This is a genomic window from Shewanella sp. BJSY2023SW005 (genome assembly GCF_047314585.1).
Lineage (GTDB): Bacteria > Pseudomonadota > Gammaproteobacteria > Enterobacterales > Shewanellaceae > Shewanella > Shewanella algae.
The window spans coordinates 123,327-144,247 of sequence record NZ_JBKORJ010000020.1 but is presented as its reverse complement, the minus strand read 5'-3'; the positions used below and the strand labels follow the sequence as shown (position 1 = coordinate 144,247).

Below are 20,921 nucleotides of genomic sequence, written 5' to 3'. Positions count from 1 at the left end.
AAAACATTATAAATTAAATGGTTATAAATGGCTGATGCTGAGAAAGCCACAGAACTTCGGTACCGACTTTTGGCACCCAAGGGCAGCAATAGGCTTATGAGGAGATCAAAAAAGGCGCCGAAATCGGCGCCTCTTCAATCACACTCTCTGGTCTAAACCCGCAGAGCTTAACGCACTTTACGATCTTCGCGCATCAAATCCGCCAGGTTCTGATAGACGGCTTCAATGGTCTCATTCGCGAGCGGTTGGTCGGCCACATCGTGCAGGCGGATCTCTGTCTGCTCTTTGTTGGCAGCACTTTCCTGCAGCAATAAACGATAGCTGCCCTCTTTAAGCGCTAACTTGTTATCGCCCCACAGGGAACTCCAGAAGCCAGAGTTGTCATTCAAGTTAACGTAGAACAAACCTTTGCTTGAGTCCATGTCCACCACTTCCAAACCAAGCTCAGGCAGTACTATCCGCAGACGATCCCAGGTACGCTTGAATGGCGCATCAGCCACCCAGTAGCTCTCGCTGTCGCCGCCCTGATGCAATGACATATCAATACCCAGACTCTGCTTGATACGGTTGGCCTTGATCATCTGCTCCCGTTTGAGGCTCATATAGGCCACGGCGCTATTGAGCATATCTATGGTGTAACGGCGCTTATCTTCACCACTGAGCAGTACCGGCAGCTCTGAGCCGTCGTAATGCTCTTCGTGATCTATAAGATTGATCACCAGGTTGCCTGTGCGGCCATGAGGACGAACTTCGACATCGAAACGGAAACGCTGGCGCAGCTGGTAGACTTTATCGCTGCCAAACCAGGAAGAATCAAGCACCTGCTCTGTTTCAATCCAGTCTGTTTCGATAGCGCCTTTATCATAATCTTCAGAGACTATGCCATAGCCTTGCTTTTGCAGATAACCCTTAACCGTGCTGAAGATCTCCTGTTTGAGATCAACGCTGTTGTCGATGGACTCAACCACCACTTTGATGTTATCACTGCCCTCTTCCACATGGGTGCCTTCAGCCATGGGCAGCACTTGCAAAGGCGGACGAATATCGAGTTTTTCACCAACAAACTCAGTATTACTCTTGGCGCCCGCTTGCGGGATCTCAAACTCTTTACTGAACCTTGGAGTGTCCAATCCTTCCGGGATCACCAAGGGAGCTGAAGTGCCGGCTTCAACATACTCGAAGTTGCCATTGGCCTGACGACGGTCAATCGGCGTACTGCAGGCTGAAACTGCGACAACCAGCACTAAGGGGGAAACTTGCTTTAGCATTAAATTATTCAACCTCTATCCCGGCTTTTTGCATTGCGTTAAGCAACAGACCATGAAACTCCTCGGAAAGTTCAGTCAAAGGCAAACGAATTGTGCCTTCGCTGATGAGTCCCATGCGATGGGCCGCCCACTTAACCGGTATTGGGTTTGCCTCACAAAAGAGTGCACTGTACAGGCCGCTCAGGGGTTCATCCACGGCTTTTGCCTCTGCCGCTCTTCCTTGCAGCGCTGCCTCACACATGGCCTTGAACGCCTTGGGGACGATATTGTTGGCAACCGAGATCACCCCGTTGCCACCAAGGGCCAGGAATTCGCGCGCCGTGGCATCATCACCGCTGAACAGCAGAAAATCATCGCCGCAAAGCTCACGCAGCAGTTTAACCCGTGCGAGATCGCCTGTGGCTTCCTTCACCCCTATGATGTTGGGCACATCACAAAGTTGGGCAACGGTTTCCGGCTTCATGTCAACCGAAGTGCGGCCTGGAACGTTATACAGAATTTGGGGAACATCCGTACTGGCTGCAACCGCTTTATAATGGGCAACCAACCCCTTGGGAGTGGGCTTGTTGTAATAAGGTGTCACCCCCAGCATGGCAGCCACATCGAGTTTCGACAGGCCCTGGGTAAGCTCTATGGCTTCAGCGGTGGCATTGGCGCCATTACCGCCTATGACGGGAATACGGCCTGCGGCAAAAGAAAGGGTTTGTGACACCACTTCGAGGTGTTCGCGAATGGGCAGAGTGGCAGATTCGCCTGTGGTACCAACTGCAACTATGGCATCGGTCCCCTGCTCGATATGAAATTCCACCAAACGCTCGAGACTTGCAAAATCCACTGAGCCATCGCCTTGCATGGGCGTAATTAAGGCTACGATGCTTCCGTTTATCATCTTATGTCCCCAAGATTTCAGGATTCGCTATGGTACTGGTGCAGCCAGCCAATGACAAGCACTGTCAGGGCTAACAAATCGAATTAGTTGTGGTAGCATGGTTGACCGCACAAAAAACTCAGCTCAAAGGGGCTGAGTTTTCGCTCTATGATACCGGAAATATGAGGAAAATTCATGACCAACTACCTGGTCGTTACCGCTATGGGGGCCGACCGTCCCGGCCTGGTCAGCAAACTGGCAAGATTAGCCAGTGATTGCGACTGTGACATAGTCGACAGCCGCATGGCGCTGTTCGGCAACGAGTTTACTCTGATTATGATGTTGTCCGGCTCCTGGGCATCCATTACCAAGATAGAAACCAGCCTTCCCAGTCTCAGTGTCGAACTTGAACTGATGACGGTAATGAAGCGCACCTCCAAGCACACGCCGCAAAATTACATCTCGCGCATTGAAGTGACTTTCAACGGTCAGGACCAGCGCGGCACCATGAAGCGCATCTCCCAGTTCCTGGCAGACAGGTCCTTGGATCTCGGTGCGGTGCGCTCCTACTCGGAAGAGCTGCCGGACGGCAGCCAGACTCAGCACGTTTTCCTGGCCATCAATATCCCGGAAAAGGTCGAATTGGATAAACTGGAAACCAGCATCCAGGCCTTGGCCGAAGAGATGTCCCTGACCTGCAACATCAAACGTATGCAGGGTATTGCGGTCCCCAAAGCCGATTGAATCCCACTCATCCCAGATAAAGATCAAAAGGATTGAACGCATGAACACCTTAAAAGCAGGCGATAAAGCGCCACTCTTCACCCTAAAAAACCAAAACGATGAAAATATTTCACTGCAAGATTGCCTGAAAAAGGGCCGGGTACTGGTGTATTTCTACCCCAAGGCGATGACGCCTGGTTGTACAGTGCAAGCCTGTGGCCTGAGAGACAGCAAGGCGGAACTGGACGAATTCAATGTAACCGTGCTTGGAATAAGCACAGATCCCGTGGCGAGACTGGGCAAGTTTATCGATAAGCATGAGCTCAACTTCACCCTGCTCAGCGATGAAGACCACGCAGTAGCCGATGCCTTCGGTGTCTGGGGCGAGAAAAAATTTATGGGCAAAGTTTATGATGGCCTGCATCGCCTGAGTTTCCTGATTGACCAGGACGGCACCATCTGCCACAGGTTCGACAAGTTCAAGACCAAAGATCATCATCAAGTGGTGCTGGACTATCTCAAGGGATAAACCCCACGGCTACTTTGCCGGCTCCTATTGCCGGCATTCACCGCATCCCCAAGCCAGAGACACTAAAAAGCCCGCAATGCGGGCTTTTGTTTTTCTGCAAGATACCTGAACTTACCTCAGAAGCCCCTTCCCTCAAAATAGGGCCACAGAATAGCCAGGGCGATTGACCACATGGTCAACCAGATAAATCTGTCCAGATAACGCCAGGCCGCGGGACGGCTGAACACGGGCGCCAGCAGGCGCGCGCCAAAGCTCAGACTAAAGAACCAGATAAAGGAAGCCAGCACGGCCCCGGCACCAAACCAGCCCCTGACCTCGGTATCAAACTGGGTACTTATGCTGCCGAGCAAAACCACTGTATCCAGATACAAGTGTGGGTTCAAAAAGCTGATCGCCAAGGTGGTGATCATCGCCTTGCGAAATGAATCCGCCGCTTCAGCATCCCCGGTCTGCAACCCCTGACTCTTGAATGAAGAACGCAGCGCGTTGAAGCCGTACCACAGCAGGAAGGCCGCGCCGCCAAAGCTCGCCAGATGTTTGATGGCCGGCACGGCCAAGATCAACTGCCCTAGCCCGGCAACCCCAGCAGTAATCATCAGGGCGTCTATCAAAGAGCAAGTCAAGGCGATGGGAAACGGATAAGCACGTTTGATGCCTTGCTTCAACACAAAGGCGTTTTGAGCTCCCACGGCAATGATTAGACTGGCACCTATCCCCATGCCCTGAATGAAAGCGGTTTGCATAATCTCTCCAACAGCAGTTCGCCGCGATAGCCGGCGACCAATAAAAGTTTTCAATGGCGGCAGTTTACTCCCGGCAAGAAAATTAATATAACTAATATTTTTTATCGGTCATTAGCAAAACTTATAATCAAACAAGGATTAACCCAAGGAGTTTTTATGCTGGACTACAGTCACCTCAAAGCCCTGTCTGTGGTGGTCGCTGAAGGCGGTTTTGAGCGAGCAGCCAAACGGCTGCATGTGACCCAATCGGCGGTATCACAGCGGATAAAGCAGCTTGAGGAAAGAGTGGGTCAGGCACTGCTCGTCAGGAGTAATCCCGTAGTGCCGACACCAACAGGGAAGCGACTCTTGCGCCACTATGCCCAGGTCGAACTGCTGGAGACTGAGCTCAGAGCCGAAATGGACGCCGACGATCCGGCCATGCCCACTGTGGTGAGAATCGCGGTGAATGCCGACAGTCTGGCAACCTGGTTTCTACCGTCCATCAGCGCCATATTCGCCCGCCGCGGTTGGTTGTTGGAATTGATAGTGGATGATGAATCTTACACTCATCACTTGTTGAAAAACGGTGAGGCTGTCGGCTGCGTGACCACCTTGGGTCAAGCGATGAACGGCTGCTCCAGCGAGTTTCTCGGGGTGATGGAGTATGCCTGTGTGGCCACGCCTGAGTTTGCCGAACGTTTTTTCGACGGCTTGCCGGATACCGACTCGCTGGCCTCGGCGCCGGCAGTGGTATTCTCCACCCGCGACAAGCTGCATGAAAAATACTTGAAGCGCTACTTCGAAATGCTGCCGGGACAATGGTGGCAACACACAGTGCCGTCATCGGAAGGCTTTTTGGAAGCGATTCTACAGGGATTGGGTTATGGCCTGGTGGGCCATTTGCAGGCCGAGCCGCTGTTGGCATCCGGGCGCTTGATAGAGTTGACACCCATGATGCGGATGCGGGTACCGCTTTACTGGCAACACTGGAACCTTAAGGCCAAGCAGACCACTCTGGTATTCAGGGCATTGGCGGCGAGCGCCAGAAACCACTTGTTGCCCGAATGAATAGCGGTTGAAAAAACACAGGCGACCATAGGCCGCCTGTGTCAGTAAACTTGAAATTTACCGCCTTATTCGGCTTGCGCCTCTAAAGCGGCTTTGGCCGCATCTGCTTCGGCGTTGGGCCAGGCGTTCAATACAGCCTTGACCAGAGAAGCCAGCGGGATCGCGAAAAACACGCCCCAAACGCCCCAAAGGCCACCGAAGACCAACACTGCGGCTATGATGATCACCGGGTGCAAGTCCACCGCATCGGAGAACAACAAAGGCACCAGCAGGTTGCCATCCAGCGCCTGAATGATGCCGTAACCCAGCATCAAATAACCGAACTCGGGGCTGACGCCCCACTGGAAGAAGGCAACCAGCGCAATAGGTAAGGTCACCAGGGTGGCACCGACATAAGGAATAAGCACTGAAAGCCCGGTCAACACCCCAAGCAGCGCCGCATAGCGCAGATCCATCAGGGCGAAGAATACGTAACTCACTACCCCGACAATCACAATTTCAATCACCTTGCCGCGAATGTAGTTGAAGATCTGCTGATTCATCTCGAACCAAACCTTACGGGCCAGGTCACGGTTGCTGGGGAAGAAACGCTTGCTGCCGCGGATCAGTTCATCTTTATCCTTGAGAAAGAAGAACACCAGCAACGGCACCAGGATGGCGTAAACCATCAGCACCAGCAAGGATGCCGAATAGCCGAGAAGCTGCTTGGCGATATCCAAAAGATGCTGGGTGTCGAGCAATTTTTTGAGCTCGGACACCATGGTATCGAGCTGATCTGTGGAGATAAACTGCGGATACTGCTGCGCCTGCTCCTGCAGCAGGATTATCCCCTTGTCCAGCATGGTGGGCAGGTCAGTCAGCAGCGCAGCACCCTGGCGCCAGATACTGGGGATCAGACCGAATGACAACAAGATCATCAAGCCGATAAAGAGGATCAGCACCAAAGAGGCGGCCGCGGTGCGGCTTATCCCTACCCTTGCCATCTGTGCCACCGGCCACTCCAGCAGAAAAGCCAATACCAGAGCGACCAGCAGCGGCATCAATAAGCCACCGGCGAAATAGATGGTCAAGGCAATACCAAGCAGAATAAACAGCAGTGTCAGAGCCTGAGGATCACTGAAGCGGGCCTGGTACCAACGACTCAAATAGCTAAACATCCGGGATTCCTGTGGTGATGATGGCTGCGCCATCTTGATTATCGCTTCTTCAAGAAGCTGTGTAGTTACGTCCTGCGCTTCTATTCTGCAACGGATACCTGTAAGCGCAATACAGCAGGCTCGTCGGACTCAATCCGACAATCATAGCCCTGTTTTTTGGCAAAGCGGGGAACATCCTGCCGCGATCCCGGGTCTGAAAGCAAGAGACACAGAGTTTCACCGGGCCGCAAACGTTTCATCGCCATCTTGGCCTTGACCAGGGCTTCGGGACAACGACTCTGAGTTAAATCAATTAAAACCATGATGAGCTTGCTAAACATAAACCTCGGCTATTATCCTAAGTTGCAACTCAAACCACAAGCCAGGCAGTTATGCATTAGTGGCATACAGGAAATCTAATCAGCTTGAGTACATTGACTTTTTCCAAGTTCCGACATTCCATTCTGGCCGGTGCCACTGCTGTTTTAATTGCCACCGCCAGCCAAAGTTTCGCCAATAACGACCTGCCGGATCTCGGTACCGCCGCCGTCAACACCTTCAGTCTCGAAAAAGAGATGGTCTATGGTGACGCCTATATGCGGGTTATTCGTTCCCAGGCGCCTGTGTTATCCGATCCTGTGTTGAGCCAATATGCCACCGAACTGGGTAACAAATTGGTGGCACATGCCACCGGGGTTAAGACCCCCTTCTATTTTTTCCTGTTGCGAAACGATGAAATCAACGCCTTTGCCTTTTTCGGCGGCCATGTGGCAATCCATACAGGCCTGTTTCTCAACGCCGACAATGAAAGTGAATTGGCCTCGGTACTGGCGCACGAAATTACCCACGTAACCCAGAGGCACCTGGCGCGCTCACTCGAAGCCCAGGAGAAAGCCAGCCCGGCTACCATTGCCGGGTTGCTCGGCGCCATCTTGCTGACCATAGTAGCGCCTCAAGCCGGGATGGCGGCACTGGCCACCACCCAGGCACTCTCGACTCAATCCAAGATTAACTATACCCGCTTGCATGAAAAAGAAGCCGACAGGATAGGCATGCAAATTCTGGTGGAATCCGGTTTCGATCCCAACGCCTCGGCCAACTTCTTCGGCAAACTGGCGGCCCGTTACCGTTTTACCTCCAAACCGCCGCAAATGCTGCTGACTCACCCCCTGCCCGAGTCGCGGATCACCGATGCCCGTAACCGCGCGGCTCAGTATCCCCACAGATATGTGGCAGACAACCTTAACTTCCACCTGGCCAAGGCCAGGATCCAGGTGCGCTTTTCCAGCTACAGCGACGATGCTGCACTGTCGCTGTTTGAAACCCAGTTAGCCAAGCACAACTATGCCTTTAAAGATGCGGCCCTCTATGGCAAGGCATTGGCACTGTTTCGCCTCAAGGACTTCAAACAATCCGAGCAGCTCATAGATCAATTGCTGGAAAAAGATCAAGACAACCTCTTCTATCTCGATACCAAAACCGATCTGCTGGTGGAGCGTAAGGATTATCAGGGCGCGATAACGATGTTGGAAGCCCAAAGACGCCTTAAACCCACCTCCCAAGTGATCAACGCCAACCTGGCCAGTGTTTATCTCGAAAGTAAACAGCCGCAGCGGGCAATCCCTATTCTCGAGGACATGGCGTTTCTGGATAAACAAAACCCCTTGCCCTATCAGTTGCTGACCGAAGCCTACAAGCAAACCGGTAACAAGGCGCTGGAACACTTCTCCAATGCCGAGTCCATGGCACTCAGGGCCGACTATAAAGGGGCTATAGATCAGCTCAATTTTGCTTATAAAGCCGCTGACGGCCAGCCTCTGCAGATAGCCAGAATCGAGGCCAAGATACGCCAGTTCCGTGTCGCCGACCGAGCGCTGGACGAATTGAAGAAATAATCGGCTTACACTTTGATTATGCTGGCTTTCACTGGCCCGTTAATCGGGCCACTTTCCCCTGACGTAACCGCAGATTTTTGCTATCATCGTCGCACTTTTCAGCCAAGGTAAAGAGAAAACCCATGACCCAGGTCACTATTTTCCATAATCCTCGCTGCTCCAAGAGCCGCGAAACACTGGCACTGCTGGAGTCCAAAGGCGTCGAGATCCAGATTGTCGAGTATCTGAAGCAGGTACCGGATGCTGCCACCCTCAGTGAACTGCTGGCTAAACTGGGCATCAGCGCCCGTGAATTGATGCGCACCAAGGAAGAGGAATACAAGGCTCAGGGGCTGAATAACCCGGAATTGACCGAAGCTCAATTGATTGCCGCCATGATTGCCACCCCCAAGCTGATAGAGCGCCCAATCGTCCTGGCCAACGGTAAAGCCGCCATCGGCCGCCCACCGGAAAACGTGTTGGCGATCCTGTAAATGAGCAGTCATGCGTTATTACAGATCTCACGCACGGGCTATCTGCTACTGACGGCCTTGTTGGCCTATGCCTTTATCGGTAAAGGACTCGACGGCGAATACTCGCTGCTGTTCACCAGTCTTTGGCTGGTGCCCTTGCTGCTGCCGCTACCTGGGATCCTTAAAGGTAATTCTTATACCTTTGCCTGGGCCAGCTTTATTCTCTGTCTCTATTTTTTGCACGGCTTGACCTTGCTCTACATAGCCGAGGGCAATGAATGGTGGTTTGCACTGATTGAGAGTCTGTTGATCTCATGCTTACTGATCAGCATGCCCTTCTACGCCCGCAAGCGCGGTCGCGAATTGGGTCTGGGACTCAAGAAACGCGCCAAAGACAAAGAGTAAACCCGGATAATAGATAGGGGCCGATAATGGCCCTTTTTTGTGCTCTGCTCAGCTCTTGCTCTGACTCCCTCGCATACTGGCATAATTTGCAACAATTTTTCCCATCTTAAGGACTATTGGTCACCCTGCTGGCCCGTGCTATAGTGCCCAAGTAATACAACCATTTTTATATAAAACAACAACAAATAATAACAAGCAGTCAACCAAGTGGAGTCGTGCCATGAAGATACTGCCTTACCTCCCCTTCACCTGTACTCTATTGCTCACCGCCTGTGGCGGTGGTGGCAACGATGATGGCAGCGACCTTATCCCTCCTGTCGTTACCCCACCCCCAGCCTTGTCGCGTTGTGAACAACAAAGTGAATTCGACAACCAAACCACAGCCTCTGGTCTGGTTTTTAAGCTGCAAAGCCGCTATTTAGCCGGACAGCAAAGCAGCGTTCTGGCCACTCTGGGAACGCTCAACAGCCGTAATATGCAGTTCCAGTGGCAACAGTTGTCCGGGCCCAGTGTCGATATGGACATGAATGACAGCCCTGTGCTGGCCTTTGTGCCGCCGCAAAGCGGTGATTACCGCTTTCAGTTGAATGTCAGCAGCAGTGATCTCAGCCTGCAGGAGACGGTAACCCTGACAGTGATGGACGGTAGTGGCCTTAATATCCGCCAGGATCACCAAGTGGTAGAGGGCAACAATGTCAGCGTACGACTGGATAGAGTCAACGGCACTGTGGCAAACAACATCAGTTGGTGTATTGCCGCCGGACCTGAGCTCAACCTGGATCTGACCAACCCTGAACGCCCCTTGTTTGTTGCGCCCGAGGTCAATCAGGACACAGGGGTGATCTTAAGAGCCAGCGCCAGTGTCAATGGCGAGACCTTAAGCGATGAAGTCAGCATACTGATAACAGATGAAGCGCAAATCACCTCAGAGTACTTTGATGCGCCCATCGCCCGCACCCATGCCTACAAACGCAACTCGCCTTATGCCGAAGTGTTAAAGCGCTGCACTTATTCCAATCAGTTGAGCGCTTGCCAGCTCAGTACCTTGCCCTTGATAGGACAAGGTGCCGGCGGCATCAGTGATAAAGAAGCAATAATGAACCGGGTACTGGTATCCCACGACTGGATGGGACGTAATTTTGAAGCCTTCCTCGATCAAATGGACACTCATGGTGACTTTGCCACCTTGCTGCAATCTGTCACCGCAGTGGTGATAAGTTACGATGTCCGCCCGTCCTTTTACTGGGTGGTCACAGGTGCTATCTATCTGGATCCGGAAGATCTTTGGTTGACGGCAACTGAGCGCGACAGTATCAATGAAGCGCCGGATTACCGTGCCGGTTTCGGTAATGAGCTGCAGTTCCTGATCCCCTGGCGTTATGTCAAAGACAACGATTATGCTTCTGTCTATCGTGATCGCAGCCAGCGCAGCAACCGCCCTATCAGCGAGTTGACAACCGATCTCTCCTCGCTGCTTTATCACGAGTTGGCCCATGCCAATGACTTTTTCCCGCGCAGTGTCCACCAAAGCCTTGAGGGGCCGACTTTGCTGGATGACTATTACCGACGCACGGCGCAAAAAGCCTTGATATCGGATCAGCTCAGCAGCGCCTATCCGCTGGGCAGCACAGAGATGAGCGCCCTGGCCGGCGTGAGCTTTATGGGCCAAACCGCCACCGCCACCCAAAAGGCATATATGCCCGGGGATGTCAGTGGCTTCTTCTCCGCAGACAGAGCCAATGACTTTTACAACTACAGCACCCCCAGGGAAGATGCCGCCATGCTGTTTGAAGAAGCCATGATGAGCTACCGTCTTGGTGTGCAGCGTGATGTGGCAATTACAGACAAACCCGAAACAGTGACCGCAAACAGCATCAGTGTCGACTGGGGTCAGCGGGGACGTATCGGCGCCTCGGCCCTCAGAAACCGTACAGGCTTGGTGCTGAGCGAAATGATGCCTGAGCTCAATGCTCAGCTGCTGCTGGATAGTTTGCCGGCGCCGCTGCAGATGCAACCAGGCCTGAGCTGGGCGGCCAACCTCGGCATATCACCCACACTTATGGCGCCGAAGAGCAATGTCCAGCGTCAGCAAGGGCGTGAACAGACCCAAGTGCCGCTGCGTTTAAGTGGCGATCGCCACAAAACCCCCGTAGGGGTGAACAGACCCTGACGCGCTTTTCGGTTTATTCGAGCATTTAAATGGACTCGACAGTCAGAGGCGCAACATCTCTTTGATAAAAGGAATGGTCAACTTACGCTGATGAACCATGGAGGCCTTGTCCAACCTGTCCAACACATCGAACAAGGTGCGCAGATCCCGGGCCAAACGATTGAGCAGAAAACGGCCCACATCTTCCGGTAATTGCAAGCCACGCATGGCGGCGCGGCGCTGCAATGCCACCAACTTTTCCTCATCGGCCATGGGTTGCAGCTGATAATTGAGCCCCCACTGCATCCTTGAGACCAGATCCGGCAAGGCAAAACCGGCATCTATGGGTGCCGCACTGCCGCTGACCACCAAAGCACAATGTTTCTGCTCGGCGACTCGGTTGTAGAGATCGAATATCGCTTCTTCCCACAAAGGGTGACCGGCAATGGCATCGACATCATCAATACAGACAAGATCGAGCTGCTCCAAGCCTTCAAGCAAAGCGGTGGAGATACTGGCATGAATACCCAGGGGAATATAGAAGCTGCTGCGTCCCAACTCATTGGCATGAGCGCAGGCGGCGTGCATCAAGTGGGTTCGTCCCGACTTAACCGGTCCCCATAGGTAGACGGCTCCCTGGCTGCGGCCTTCGGCACAGGCCCTCAAGGTCTGGATCAGTTCATCGTTTCCTGCCGCAGGATAATAACTGTTAAAAGTCTCATCGTCCGGCAAGTGAACGGGCAGTGAAAGTTGCAAGGGTGAGTTTTGTGTCACTCAGGATCGTTCCAAATCGCAGTAAATCAAGTAATGCGGGCGCCAAGTCTAGCATGACTGGCGCCGCTGTTAAAACCTCAACGGCTGTGCCATTGGTATGGGCCTATGGGCTGGTTCACATTATCGCTGAATTCTGTGGTCTTGGATGGCTGCGGCAATGTATTCATGCCGTCGTTGCCCTGCCCGCCAGCCACATCCTGAAAACCAGTCTCGGCAGAAGATAAACGTGGTTCCAGACGCAGCAGGTTTTTCAAGTCCTCTTCCGAGCCAAAAAGCTGCACGTTGAAAGTGGCACTGTCACCCTGCAGAGTACTGAGGCTGGCTTTACGCACCGCACTGAGTTGGTTGAGAAATGCCTCTATTTCAACCAACTGTTTCATTTGGTTGATGCCGATAAAACGCACCTTGCTCAACAGGCCATCGCCGGAATCGGCAATCGCGTACCGGGAAACGAAGTAATCAGACAGTGACAGCATCATCTCGGCCACGGCTTCGTCCTTACTGGCGGCCCGCCCCTGACGGCTGAGCAGAGGTTGGCCAAAAGACTGACTGACATCTGTCTTGGGATAAAGCACCAGTTGATAGCTGAATTCACTGCCGCTGGCTTCCAGTGTACCCATGGCAAAGAAGTCCGCCTGGTAACGCCCTGAAGCGGTAGCGACGGTATCTGCAAACAAACCGCGCACATCATTGACATTGATGCGCATCAGATCGTCCAGATCCATCAAAGGAAACATCAAAGGCACACCACGTTCCATCGAGGCATTGGCAAACGCCTTGCGCTCTTCGGCACTCGAATCATCACTGAGGATAACCCTCTCATTATTGATATCCGTGCTGAGCCAAAACAGAGTCAGGGGACGTTGTTTGCCCCAGACCGGCAAGCCGGCTTCGCGCAGCATGCTGATTATCTTGCGGTGATCGAAATTCGCCTTCAGCTTTAGCCCCTCTTCGGTATCCAGATAGCCAAACTGACTGACCATGGCATCGGCATTGGCGAGCTTGGCCTGAATTTCCGGGCTTTCGAGGGCGCTACGGGAGCCGGAGTTTTTCAAAATAACATCTTCCAATGCCTTCTTGAGCCCCTTGCTCTTCTCGGCACTGGTTCGGGATTCCACGGCTACTGTGGCTTCATCCAAACGTTTGACCTCAACAGCCTGGGCCAGAGTTGTGGCACAAAACAGGGAGAGAAAAACGACTGGCTTTATAAATGAATTCAGCATCTTTGCGACGGTAAAAAATGGTCGGAATGGCAAAAGTGTATCATATATGCCTCACTTGGCGAGCCGATGGAGATGAAAAACCTCCCGCTTCGTTCATCTCGGGTTTAGCGATAGAATTTGTGAAAAATTTGATCTAAAACGGCAAATAGTCCCCCACGATTTACAGTGAACTGGTAATATTGGCCGGTTTAACCTAAATACGGATAAAAAAATGAAATACCTTGCCCGTCCTCTGCAAGGCGCACAGATGTTATTTGTCGCTTTCGGAGCCCTGGTGCTAATGCCGCTGCTCACCGGCCTAGATACCAGCGTAGCCCTGTTCACCGCCGGATTCGGCACCCTGTTGTTCCAGTTGATCACCAAACGTCAAATCCCTGTTTTCCTTGCTTCCTCCTTTGCTTTTATTCCACCTGTCATGTACGGCGTACAAACCTGGGGCGTCCCCGCGACCATGGGTGGCCTGATGGCTGCAGGATGCGTCTATCTGGTACTGGCCTCTGTGGTTAAACTGCGTGGCAGCGGCGTAATCATGAGGCTCCTGCCTCCTGTGGTGGTGGGACCTGTGATCATCATCATAGGCTTAGGTCTGGCACCGGTTGCCGTGAATATGGCGCTCGGCAAGAGTAGTGACGGCAGTCAGGTACTGGTTGCCCAGGATACCGCCCTTATTGTTTCTCTGGCATCACTACTGACCACCATAGCCGTGGCCATCTTTGCCAAGGGACTGTTGAGGTTGATGCCGATCCTGGCCGGTATCATAGTAGGTTACGGCCTGAGTCTGTATTACGGCATAGTGGATTTCAATGTGGTACATGAGGCCGCGTGGCTGGCCATGCCCAACTTCGTTGCCCCCGAGTTCAACTGGCATGCCATTGCCTTTATGATCCCGGTTGCCATAGCTCCTGCCGTGGAACACATAGGAGACATTTTGGCTATCTCCAATGTTACCGGTAAAGATTATTTGAAAAAGCCCGGTTTGCATCGCACTCTTGCCGGTGACGGGGTTGCCACCATAGCGGCCACCGCTTTTGGCGGCCCGCCAAACACCACTTATTCTGAAGTGACGGGCGCTGTGACCCTGACCCGCAACTTCGACCCCAGAATTATGACCTGGACTGCCATTACCGCCATTTTGCTGGCCTTTGTTGGTAAACTGGGCGCCCTGATGCAGACGATTCCAGTACCTGTGATGGGCGGTATCATGTGTTTGCTGTTCGGCTCTATTGCCGCTGTGGGCCTCAACTCATTGATCAAGCATCAGGTGGATCTCAGCGAGCCCCGCAACCTCTCCATCGTTGGGGTGACATTGGTATTCGGTATCGGCGGCATGGCTTTCGGTATCGGTTCATTCAGCCTGACCGGTATCAGCCTTTGCGGTATTGTGGCCATAGTGATGAACCTGCTGCTGCCAAGCAGCAAGCCCCACGCAGCCAAGACAGGTGACTCCCTCGCGGACTGAGCCTTATCTCATTTTTGCGTAAACTTGAGTATCAAAGTACAAAGCGCCCAAAAGGGCGCTTTTTCATATTTTAAGCCACCCAAGAGGTCTTAACGACTCTTTGGCTGCTATAACGTCAGGCTCATGGGAATATCCACCATTCCCTCTCGCTCACGAACGCCATCTATACGTTTAAAACCGAATTTCAGGTAAACATTCTCGGCAGTGACGGCTGAATTAACCGTAAATTTGCCTTCATTGCCCTTGTCCAGGCATGCCTTTCTGGCCACATCCCAAAGTCGCCGTGCCAGCCCCTGACCTGCTGCTTCTTCGCGAACAAACAGATGATACAGATGGCGATTTTCCCTCATGCCTACTACCCCCAGGAGCTCACCTGAATCATTGACAGCCAGATGATAACGGTAATCTCCGTTTAAATAGCCGCTGACACTGGCAGGCGACATGGAATCAAGCAGCATTGCATGAACCTGAACACCACAGGAGGGCAATACAAACTTGCGGGTTTGGGGAATAATCAGATCACTGATAGCCTGGGCATCGGCAGAATTAGCGATTCGGATACTGGTACTGCTAGTATTGGTAGCCAATTGATAACATCCTGTTTTTTCGTTCTAAATAGTTAGGGTTAATACTTTATGCATGGAACGCATCTATCTCAAGGTTGTTTGCCTTCAACTAGGGAAAAGTTCACTCATACATGACAGATACCGTCGGGTTATTGTAAAAATACGCAGAATAACAAGGGGCTGAGGTTAAGCTTTATAAGCTTTTATTTCAGGCAAGGACTTTTAGCTTTGGCTTCAGGCCGATGCCATATCGGCTTCTTTAGCTGCGGGCTTGACCGCTGTTTGCTCCAGCGGCAACAGCAATATCATCGACGTTCCTATGCCATTGACTCCCGAAGATACCCGCACACTTCCTCCCAACACTTCAGTGGTCAGATGGTGCACTATATGCAGACCGAGCCCGGTACCACCGCTACCTCGCTTGGTGGTATAAAAAGGGTCAAACACCCTTTGACTATCCTGCTCCTTAATCCCTATGCCGTTATCCATCACGCAGATCTCCACCTTGTTTTGCAGCTTGCGGGCACAGATATGCACTTCGCCCCGGTCGGGTTCTTCAAAGGCATGGATCAGCGCATTGTGTACCAGGTTCTGGATCACCTGCCCCAGGGGGCCGGGATAACTGTGCATATGAATATCGCTGGGAATATCCGTGGTCAACTTATGATGGCTGTGTTTCCACTGGCCGTGATTCAGTGCCAGGATGTCCGCTATCAACTCGTGGAGCCAGAAGGCTTGCCTATCGGCATTGGCCCTGTCAGATGCTACCTGACGGAACTGTTGAATAAGCAGGGCTGAACGTTTGAGATTGCGCTCGGCCAGGGTTAAACCTTCCGCTTGGTATTCAATAAACTCCTCCAACTGCGAGCGTTTAATATTGCCACTGTGATACCCACGCTTGAGCTCATCCACCCTTTCATTCAGCGCAGTGACACACAACATGGCGGCACCAATAGGCGTATTGAGTTCATGAGCCACTCCGGCCACCATCAAGCCCAGGGACGATAGTTTCTCGGTGCGAACCAGTTCCTGCTGTGATGCCCTCAGTTGAGCCAATGTCAGTGCCAATGCCGCGTTGCTCTGTTGCAACTCATGAGCCTTATCCCCCAGACGCAGATTGGATCGCGCCAAAAATGCCCCCAGTAAAGTCATGCACAGAAGCACCACGGCGCCGACACCTGTATAGAGCTGCCTCAGCCTGGCTTGAATGAGCAAAGGCTGCTCATCATGGGACAAGGTGTAAAGCATGGGCACTTGGCTGCCATTGTTTAAGCTCGGGCCCACCCGAGAGAAGGTCCACATACCGGTTTCATCGATAAACTGCCCCTGGCTGGTCTGCTGAATGCGCTGCCAGACCTTGGGGTGGACGACCGCCAGACGCTGCTCGGGATCGCCGAACATAAAGCCCCATTCCCTGTGGCCATAAGTTGAAAGCAGCCAATAGCCTTCGGCATTCAGCAGCATGGTCTTGCCGGACTGGCGTAAACGCTCGAGTAAACCACTGCCATCCAGGTTTACCAATGCCAGTCCAAGCTCGCTGGCATTGGTATCCATCACTTTGGTGGCGGCGCGTAAGGTGGGACGATAGGGTTTCTCTATCTCACCGCCTTCGATATTGAGATCAAAAGGAGAGTAATAAACCGCCCCTGGAGCCAGTCGGTTGGCTTCAATTACGTAATAGCGTGATGATTTATCCTGCAATGCGTCGTTGGCAACGACCCGCCTTTGATTATCTGTATGATCAACCCTGACCCGCTCAACTCCTGAGGTGCCTATCCAGCGAACTTGCATATAACTGGGATAGGCCTTGCTGAAATCAACAAACAGGCGTTGTAACAAGCTCAGCTGTTCACTCTCGTCAAGCTTTGGGTCGGCCAGTACCGATGCCGTCATTTGTGATAGCAGGCTGACATCCTGATGTACCTTGGTCAACTGCGCATCGAGTACCAGAGCGTCTCTGTCTACCAGCTCCCGCTGGGCATAACGCACCTGATCTATCTGCCATTGGGATGCATAGTGGTACATAAGCCAGCTTCCCAGCGGTACCAGCAGCCACCAAGGCAAAAGATAACTGACCCAGGTCAACCACTTATTGCGTTTCTGACTCTTGGATGAGGTTTCCCCCGAAATCAGTGGTGCCATCACGGCCTGTTCGGGCAACTCTATCGACATAAGTGGGGTCCCATTCAGCGTTTACTGAGCCACAACAACAGCTCATCCAGTGGCATGGCCTTACCATACAGCCACCCTTGAGCGATATGGCAGCCATTATCCCTGAGCCAGTTGGCCTGGCTGCGGGTCTCAACCCCCTCGGCAACCACAGAAATATTCAATCGCCGCCCCAACTCAATGATCATCGACGCCAGAAAACGGCTGCGCTCATCTTCATCCAGCCTGGCGACAAAGGTCATATCTATCTTCAAGTGATCGGCCGGCAGCTGCAGCAAGTATTCGAGTGACGAAAGCCCGGTACCGAAATCGTCTATCGCAACTGTGCCGCCCCAGGCACGGTGACGCTGGAGAATTTTCGCAACTTGCTGGAACGATTGCATCATGGCGGTTTCGGTGACTTCCAAACACAGACGGCTAGGCTCAACACCTGCCAGACGGCATTGTTGTTTGAGCCTGTCGAGTACATCCGGTTTATCCAGTTGGCGGGCCGAATAATTAAGACTGACCAGAATATCGGTAAAACCGGCCTGATCCAGCGCATGTACCGCCTGACAAGATAACGCAACCACTATGTCGCCTATGCCGTGAATGTAAGACGACTGCTCTGCCAACGGGATAAAGGTGCCCGGAGGTACCATACCGTCTTCGGTCTGCCAGCGCAGCAAGGCCTCCACGCCGACAACCTCACCACTCTTAAGATCTATCTGTGGCTGGAAGTGCAGTACAAACTCCTGGCGTTGAATGGCGGTATGCAGCCGTTGCATCAACTTGAATCTGTGTGCCGCCTGATGCTCAAATTCGGGATCAAACGCCTGTATGCTGCCAGGCCCTCGGGATTTGGCATTTCTGAGCCCTGTACCTGCGGTGCGCAGCAGTTCGGCGGGATCCTGGCCACTGATGGCCAGAGAGACTTCTGTCATACAGGCGGTGAGAATATGACGGCTGTTATCGATTTCAAACGGCGCACTGAACACCCGCTGCGCCCTGTCGATATTCACCTGCTCCTTGTGGCCAACGACGGCGAACAGATCTGAATGCAGTCGTCCAATAACAGTCGGCTGCGGAAAAACCTCCTGTAACCTTTGGGCTACCGCCTGCAGCACCTGATTGCCAAACACTGAGCCAAACAGATTATTGAGGCCGGAGAAATGATCCAAATCCAATAACAGCAGATTGTGCGCACTTGCGCTGGACATAGCCTGCAACCTGGAGAGTTCCCGCAGCAAGGCACTGCGATTGGGGATGCCGAGCAGTTCATCCTGGTAGGCAATCTTGTCGAGCCGGCTTATCAGGGCTACGTTGCCAAAGCCCTTGGAAACATTGGCGGCAAACACCTTTAGCAGCTCCATTTCGGTGTCGTCCAAGGTGCGATCTGTGGCCACATAGATGGCAAATTCGGCCAATGCTGCCGATTTCGGGAAAAACAGCACCTGGCTCTCATCGGTACTGACAAAACGTTTTTCCCTGAGCGCCTGTTCCACCATGGACTGAATGGTCGGATCCGGCAACTCCCTGAGGGCACGATTGGCATACTGCCGGAAACGGCCACTGCAGGCTATGGTCATGGGCTCAAAGATCTCCTGCCCCGAGCCATCTGCGCTATGACGCCCCCGATTGACACAAACCAGCCCCTCATCCGGCACATCAATAAGATTGGCGATTTCACTTAAGGTAACCGAGGCTATCTGTGCCAGCGTTCGCAGCCCAAGCAAACGATTGCTGGACTCGACAATGAGTTGCAAACCACGGCGGGCAGAGGAAATGGTCTTGAGCTGGTGATAATTACGCACAGCACCCGTAAGTATGTTGCGAATGCCGCGGCTGGCGAGATCGGACTTAAGCACATAATCAGACAAGTCATAGTCTTGCATCACAGACTCGGCCGGTGCCATTCCCGGCTGGCCGGTTAAAAGCACAAAACGGGTATCGGATATCCCCAGCAGATCCCGCACCGCCTTGACTAACCTGAGACCGGCATCTTCGGTTTCCATTACCACATCGACCAGGACTACGGCAAAGTCGGCATCTTTACCAAGCAAACTGGACGCCTCAGCCATGCTGTAGGCTTGTATGAGTTCGAGAGGACGCCCCATCAGGGTCATTTTATTGATGGCAAAACTCAGCGAGTTCTGGAATTTGACATCATCATCCACCGCCAGAATACGCCACTTATTGTCGCGTTGATGGGGCTCTTCCGGCGATGTTTCAGACGAAAACAGAAAATCATCGATCATAGTCACTAATCCCTCAGTCACTTTGCCCGCGTTATTACTTGGACAAAACCTGCAGACGCTCTATGCCCTGCCCGGTACTCAGCACTATTTGCCTCGGCCAACTTACTGAACCTAGGCTCTTGAACTTCAGGTCGCTGAACCCAAGAGCCGAAGTTCAGATGAAATCAGCATGGTTACCGCAATCGCTGCGGCAGCACAATTCGGCATCAAGTACTTTTCAATACAGTACGCTATGTCTGATTTAAAGTGTAATCCACTTTTGGCTTAGGGAAAGTGCAAACAAGTCCCATGTGTGCTCTGCGTCGGCTTACAGGCCTGGATGCAAGGCGTGGTTCGCGGCAAATGGCCCTAGTCCTTTGCAAGAAGCACAACACAGCAAACAGGTCTGTAAGCCACGCCCTTTGGGGCTTTCACAGCAAACGGCTCTCTGCGTTATCCGACTTCGACAGGCCCCGGCATGCCTTCAGTCAGATGCCTTGAACGCCAATTGCTGTGCAAGCCACTCTCGACAAAAGAGAAAGCCATGAGGACTTATTCGCACTTTCCTTATGCCGGTTAACTGTCAGAATGACGGTGTAAATTTTTGCCTAACACCTGTTTCTGCCTGCGAGACTGGTTCAGTTGCCAACAACTGACGGGACACAACCTAAGTTGACGGTATTAAAGCAATAAAAGTAAGGCTTTGAGCCATTTATCATTTTTTTAGCTTGCCCGGTTTGCTATTCTGCCCCCCATCATAGGGATTTGCCGAGCCCGCTAGCCAATTGGGGCGGCAAGCCTCCTAATCCCGTAACCAATTAAAATAATCCACAAGGAAGTTATATGATCCGTTCATTCGCCAAGGAAGACATGTATCCACTATTGGAAATCTGGTTGACCGCCTCCATCGATGCACACGATTTTATCGCCGCAGATTTTTGGCAATCCCAACTGGATAATATGCGCCGGGTCTATATTCCAGCAGCCGAGAACTATGTCTACCAGCATGGCGCCGAAGTGCTGGGGTTTTATTCTCTCTACGAGAACAGCCTGGCGGCTTTATTTGTCAAACCTGCGATGCAGGGATTAGGAATTGGCAGTCGCTTACTCGATCACGCCAGGCAGCAAAGAGAACAACTGACCTTAAGTGTTTATTGCGACAACCAGGCCAGTGTCGATTTTTATCAACGCAGGGGAGCTGTGATTATTGGCGAACAAACCTGCGCCGACACAGGCCACAGAGAATATAGCATGCAGCTGACAGGCCTCTGAACCTGAAAGTGGCTCAGATTGCCG

The 20,921-nt window shown here is 52.5% G+C and carries 19 protein-coding genes; 9 read left to right on the top strand and 10 right to left on the bottom strand.

What is annotated here, in order from left to right; genetic code table 11:
* Positions 1 to 167: 167 nt before the first annotated feature.
* Positions 168 to 1,268, bottom strand: a complete 1,101-nt coding sequence (gene bamC, locus ACMHXI_RS04955) for an outer membrane protein assembly factor BamC (protein WP_208184740.1) — start codon at positions 1,266 to 1,268, stop codon at positions 168 to 170.
* 4 nt (positions 1,269 to 1,272) lie between these two features.
* Positions 1,273 to 2,157, bottom strand: a complete 885-nt coding sequence (gene dapA / locus ACMHXI_RS04950; RefSeq protein WP_028779222.1) for a 4-hydroxy-tetrahydrodipicolinate synthase — start codon at positions 2,155 to 2,157, stop codon at positions 1,273 to 1,275.
* 174 nt (positions 2,158 to 2,331) lie between these two features.
* Here dapA and ACMHXI_RS04945 point away from each other — a divergent pair, with 174 nt between their 5' ends.
* Positions 2,332 to 2,880, top strand: a complete 549-nt coding sequence (locus ACMHXI_RS04945; protein ID WP_025009712.1) for a glycine cleavage system protein R — start codon at positions 2,332 to 2,334, stop codon at positions 2,878 to 2,880.
* Between the two features lie 40 nt (positions 2,881 to 2,920).
* A complete protein-coding gene (gene bcp, locus ACMHXI_RS04940; protein ID WP_025889755.1) occupies positions 2,921 to 3,388 on the top strand; it encodes a thioredoxin-dependent thiol peroxidase in 468 nt (155 codons plus the stop codon).
* 116 nt (positions 3,389 to 3,504) lie between these two features.
* Here the strand turns inward: bcp and ACMHXI_RS04935 are convergent, their stop codons facing one another.
* The gene (locus ACMHXI_RS04935; protein ID WP_208171077.1) at positions 3,505 to 4,131 is read right to left on the bottom strand and encodes a LysE/ArgO family amino acid transporter; all 627 of its coding nucleotides are present in this window, start codon (positions 4,129 to 4,131) and stop codon (positions 3,505 to 3,507) included.
* 156 nt (positions 4,132 to 4,287) lie between these two features.
* Between ACMHXI_RS04935 and ACMHXI_RS04930 the strand changes: the two genes are divergently transcribed.
* Positions 4,288 to 5,181, top strand: a complete 894-nt coding sequence (locus tag ACMHXI_RS04930) for a LysR family transcriptional regulator ArgP (RefSeq protein WP_025009709.1) — start codon at positions 4,288 to 4,290, stop codon at positions 5,179 to 5,181.
* Positions 5,182 to 5,246: 65 nt separating this feature from the next.
* Here the strand turns inward: ACMHXI_RS04930 and ACMHXI_RS04925 are convergent, their stop codons facing one another.
* Positions 5,247 to 6,338, bottom strand: a complete 1,092-nt coding sequence (locus ACMHXI_RS04925; RefSeq protein ID WP_028779227.1) for an AI-2E family transporter — start codon at positions 6,336 to 6,338, stop codon at positions 5,247 to 5,249.
* Positions 6,339 to 6,418: 80 nt separating this feature from the next.
* The gene (locus tag ACMHXI_RS04920) at positions 6,419 to 6,640 is read right to left on the bottom strand and encodes a sulfurtransferase TusA family protein (protein WP_025009707.1); all 222 of its coding nucleotides are present in this window, start codon (positions 6,638 to 6,640) and stop codon (positions 6,419 to 6,421) included.
* Between the two features lie 102 nt (positions 6,641 to 6,742).
* On the opposite strand from ACMHXI_RS04920, the gene ACMHXI_RS04915 reads away from it, so the two are divergent.
* The 4 genes from ACMHXI_RS04915 to ACMHXI_RS04900 all read left to right on the top strand — a co-directional run bounded on the left by ACMHXI_RS04915 (position 6,743) and on the right by ACMHXI_RS04900 (position 11,239).
* Positions 6,743 to 8,212: a M48 family metalloprotease gene (locus tag ACMHXI_RS04915; protein WP_413734189.1), complete on the top strand. Its 1,470-nt coding sequence runs from the start codon at positions 6,743 to 6,745 to the stop codon at positions 8,210 to 8,212.
* Positions 8,213 to 8,334: 122 nt separating this feature from the next.
* A complete protein-coding gene (arsC, locus tag ACMHXI_RS04910) occupies positions 8,335 to 8,685 on the top strand; it encodes an arsenate reductase (glutaredoxin) (RefSeq protein WP_025009706.1) in 351 nt (116 codons plus the stop codon).
* Positions 8,686 to 9,069: a DUF2069 domain-containing protein gene (locus tag ACMHXI_RS04905; RefSeq protein ID WP_208184739.1), complete on the top strand. Its 384-nt coding sequence runs from the start codon at positions 8,686 to 8,688 to the stop codon at positions 9,067 to 9,069.
* 220 nt (positions 9,070 to 9,289) lie between these two features.
* Positions 9,290 to 11,239 (top strand): PKD domain-containing protein, encoded by a 1,950-nt coding sequence (locus ACMHXI_RS04900; RefSeq protein WP_208184738.1) that lies wholly within the window; start codon positions 9,290 to 9,292, stop codon positions 11,237 to 11,239.
* A 42-nt stretch (positions 11,240 to 11,281) separates the two neighbouring features.
* On the opposite strand, the gene hda is transcribed toward ACMHXI_RS04900, so the two are convergent.
* Positions 11,282 to 11,992 (bottom strand): DnaA inactivator Hda, encoded by a 711-nt coding sequence (gene hda / locus ACMHXI_RS04895; protein ID WP_025009703.1) that lies wholly within the window; start codon positions 11,990 to 11,992, stop codon positions 11,282 to 11,284.
* A 77-nt stretch (positions 11,993 to 12,069) separates the two neighbouring features.
* Positions 12,070 to 13,215, bottom strand: a complete 1,146-nt coding sequence (locus ACMHXI_RS04890; RefSeq protein WP_208184737.1) for a DUF2066 domain-containing protein — start codon at positions 13,213 to 13,215, stop codon at positions 12,070 to 12,072.
* 211 nt (positions 13,216 to 13,426) lie between these two features.
* Here ACMHXI_RS04890 and ACMHXI_RS04885 point away from each other — a divergent pair, with 211 nt between their 5' ends.
* Positions 13,427 to 14,674 carry a uracil-xanthine permease family protein gene (locus ACMHXI_RS04885; protein WP_413734185.1) on the top strand — a complete coding sequence of 416 codons (1,248 nt, stop codon included), beginning with the start codon at positions 13,427 to 13,429 and terminating at the stop codon, positions 14,672 to 14,674.
* 107 nt (positions 14,675 to 14,781) lie between these two features.
* Here ACMHXI_RS04885 and ACMHXI_RS04880 read toward each other — a convergent pair whose 3' ends face one another.
* The 3 genes from ACMHXI_RS04880 to ACMHXI_RS04870 form a co-directional block, all read right to left on the bottom strand.
* Positions 14,782 to 15,261 carry a GNAT family N-acetyltransferase gene (locus ACMHXI_RS04880; RefSeq protein ID WP_243891880.1) on the bottom strand — a complete coding sequence of 160 codons (480 nt, stop codon included), beginning with the start codon at positions 15,259 to 15,261 and terminating at the stop codon, positions 14,782 to 14,784.
* Between the two features lie 213 nt (positions 15,262 to 15,474).
* Positions 15,475 to 17,412: a sensor histidine kinase gene (locus ACMHXI_RS04875; RefSeq protein ID WP_208184736.1), complete on the bottom strand. Its 1,938-nt coding sequence runs from the start codon at positions 17,410 to 17,412 to the stop codon at positions 15,475 to 15,477.
* 14 nt (positions 17,413 to 17,426) lie between these two features.
* Complete coding sequence (locus ACMHXI_RS04870) at positions 17,427 to 19,646, bottom strand: EAL domain-containing protein (RefSeq protein WP_144160064.1); 2,220 nt, start codon at positions 19,644 to 19,646, stop codon at positions 17,427 to 17,429.
* A gap of 822 nt (positions 19,647 to 20,468) precedes the next feature.
* On the opposite strand from ACMHXI_RS04870, the gene ACMHXI_RS04865 reads away from it, so the two are divergent.
* Positions 20,469 to 20,897 carry a GNAT family N-acetyltransferase gene (locus tag ACMHXI_RS04865; protein ID WP_208169650.1) on the top strand — a complete coding sequence of 143 codons (429 nt, stop codon included), beginning with the start codon at positions 20,469 to 20,471 and terminating at the stop codon, positions 20,895 to 20,897.
* Positions 20,898 to 20,921: the final 24 nt, after the last annotated feature.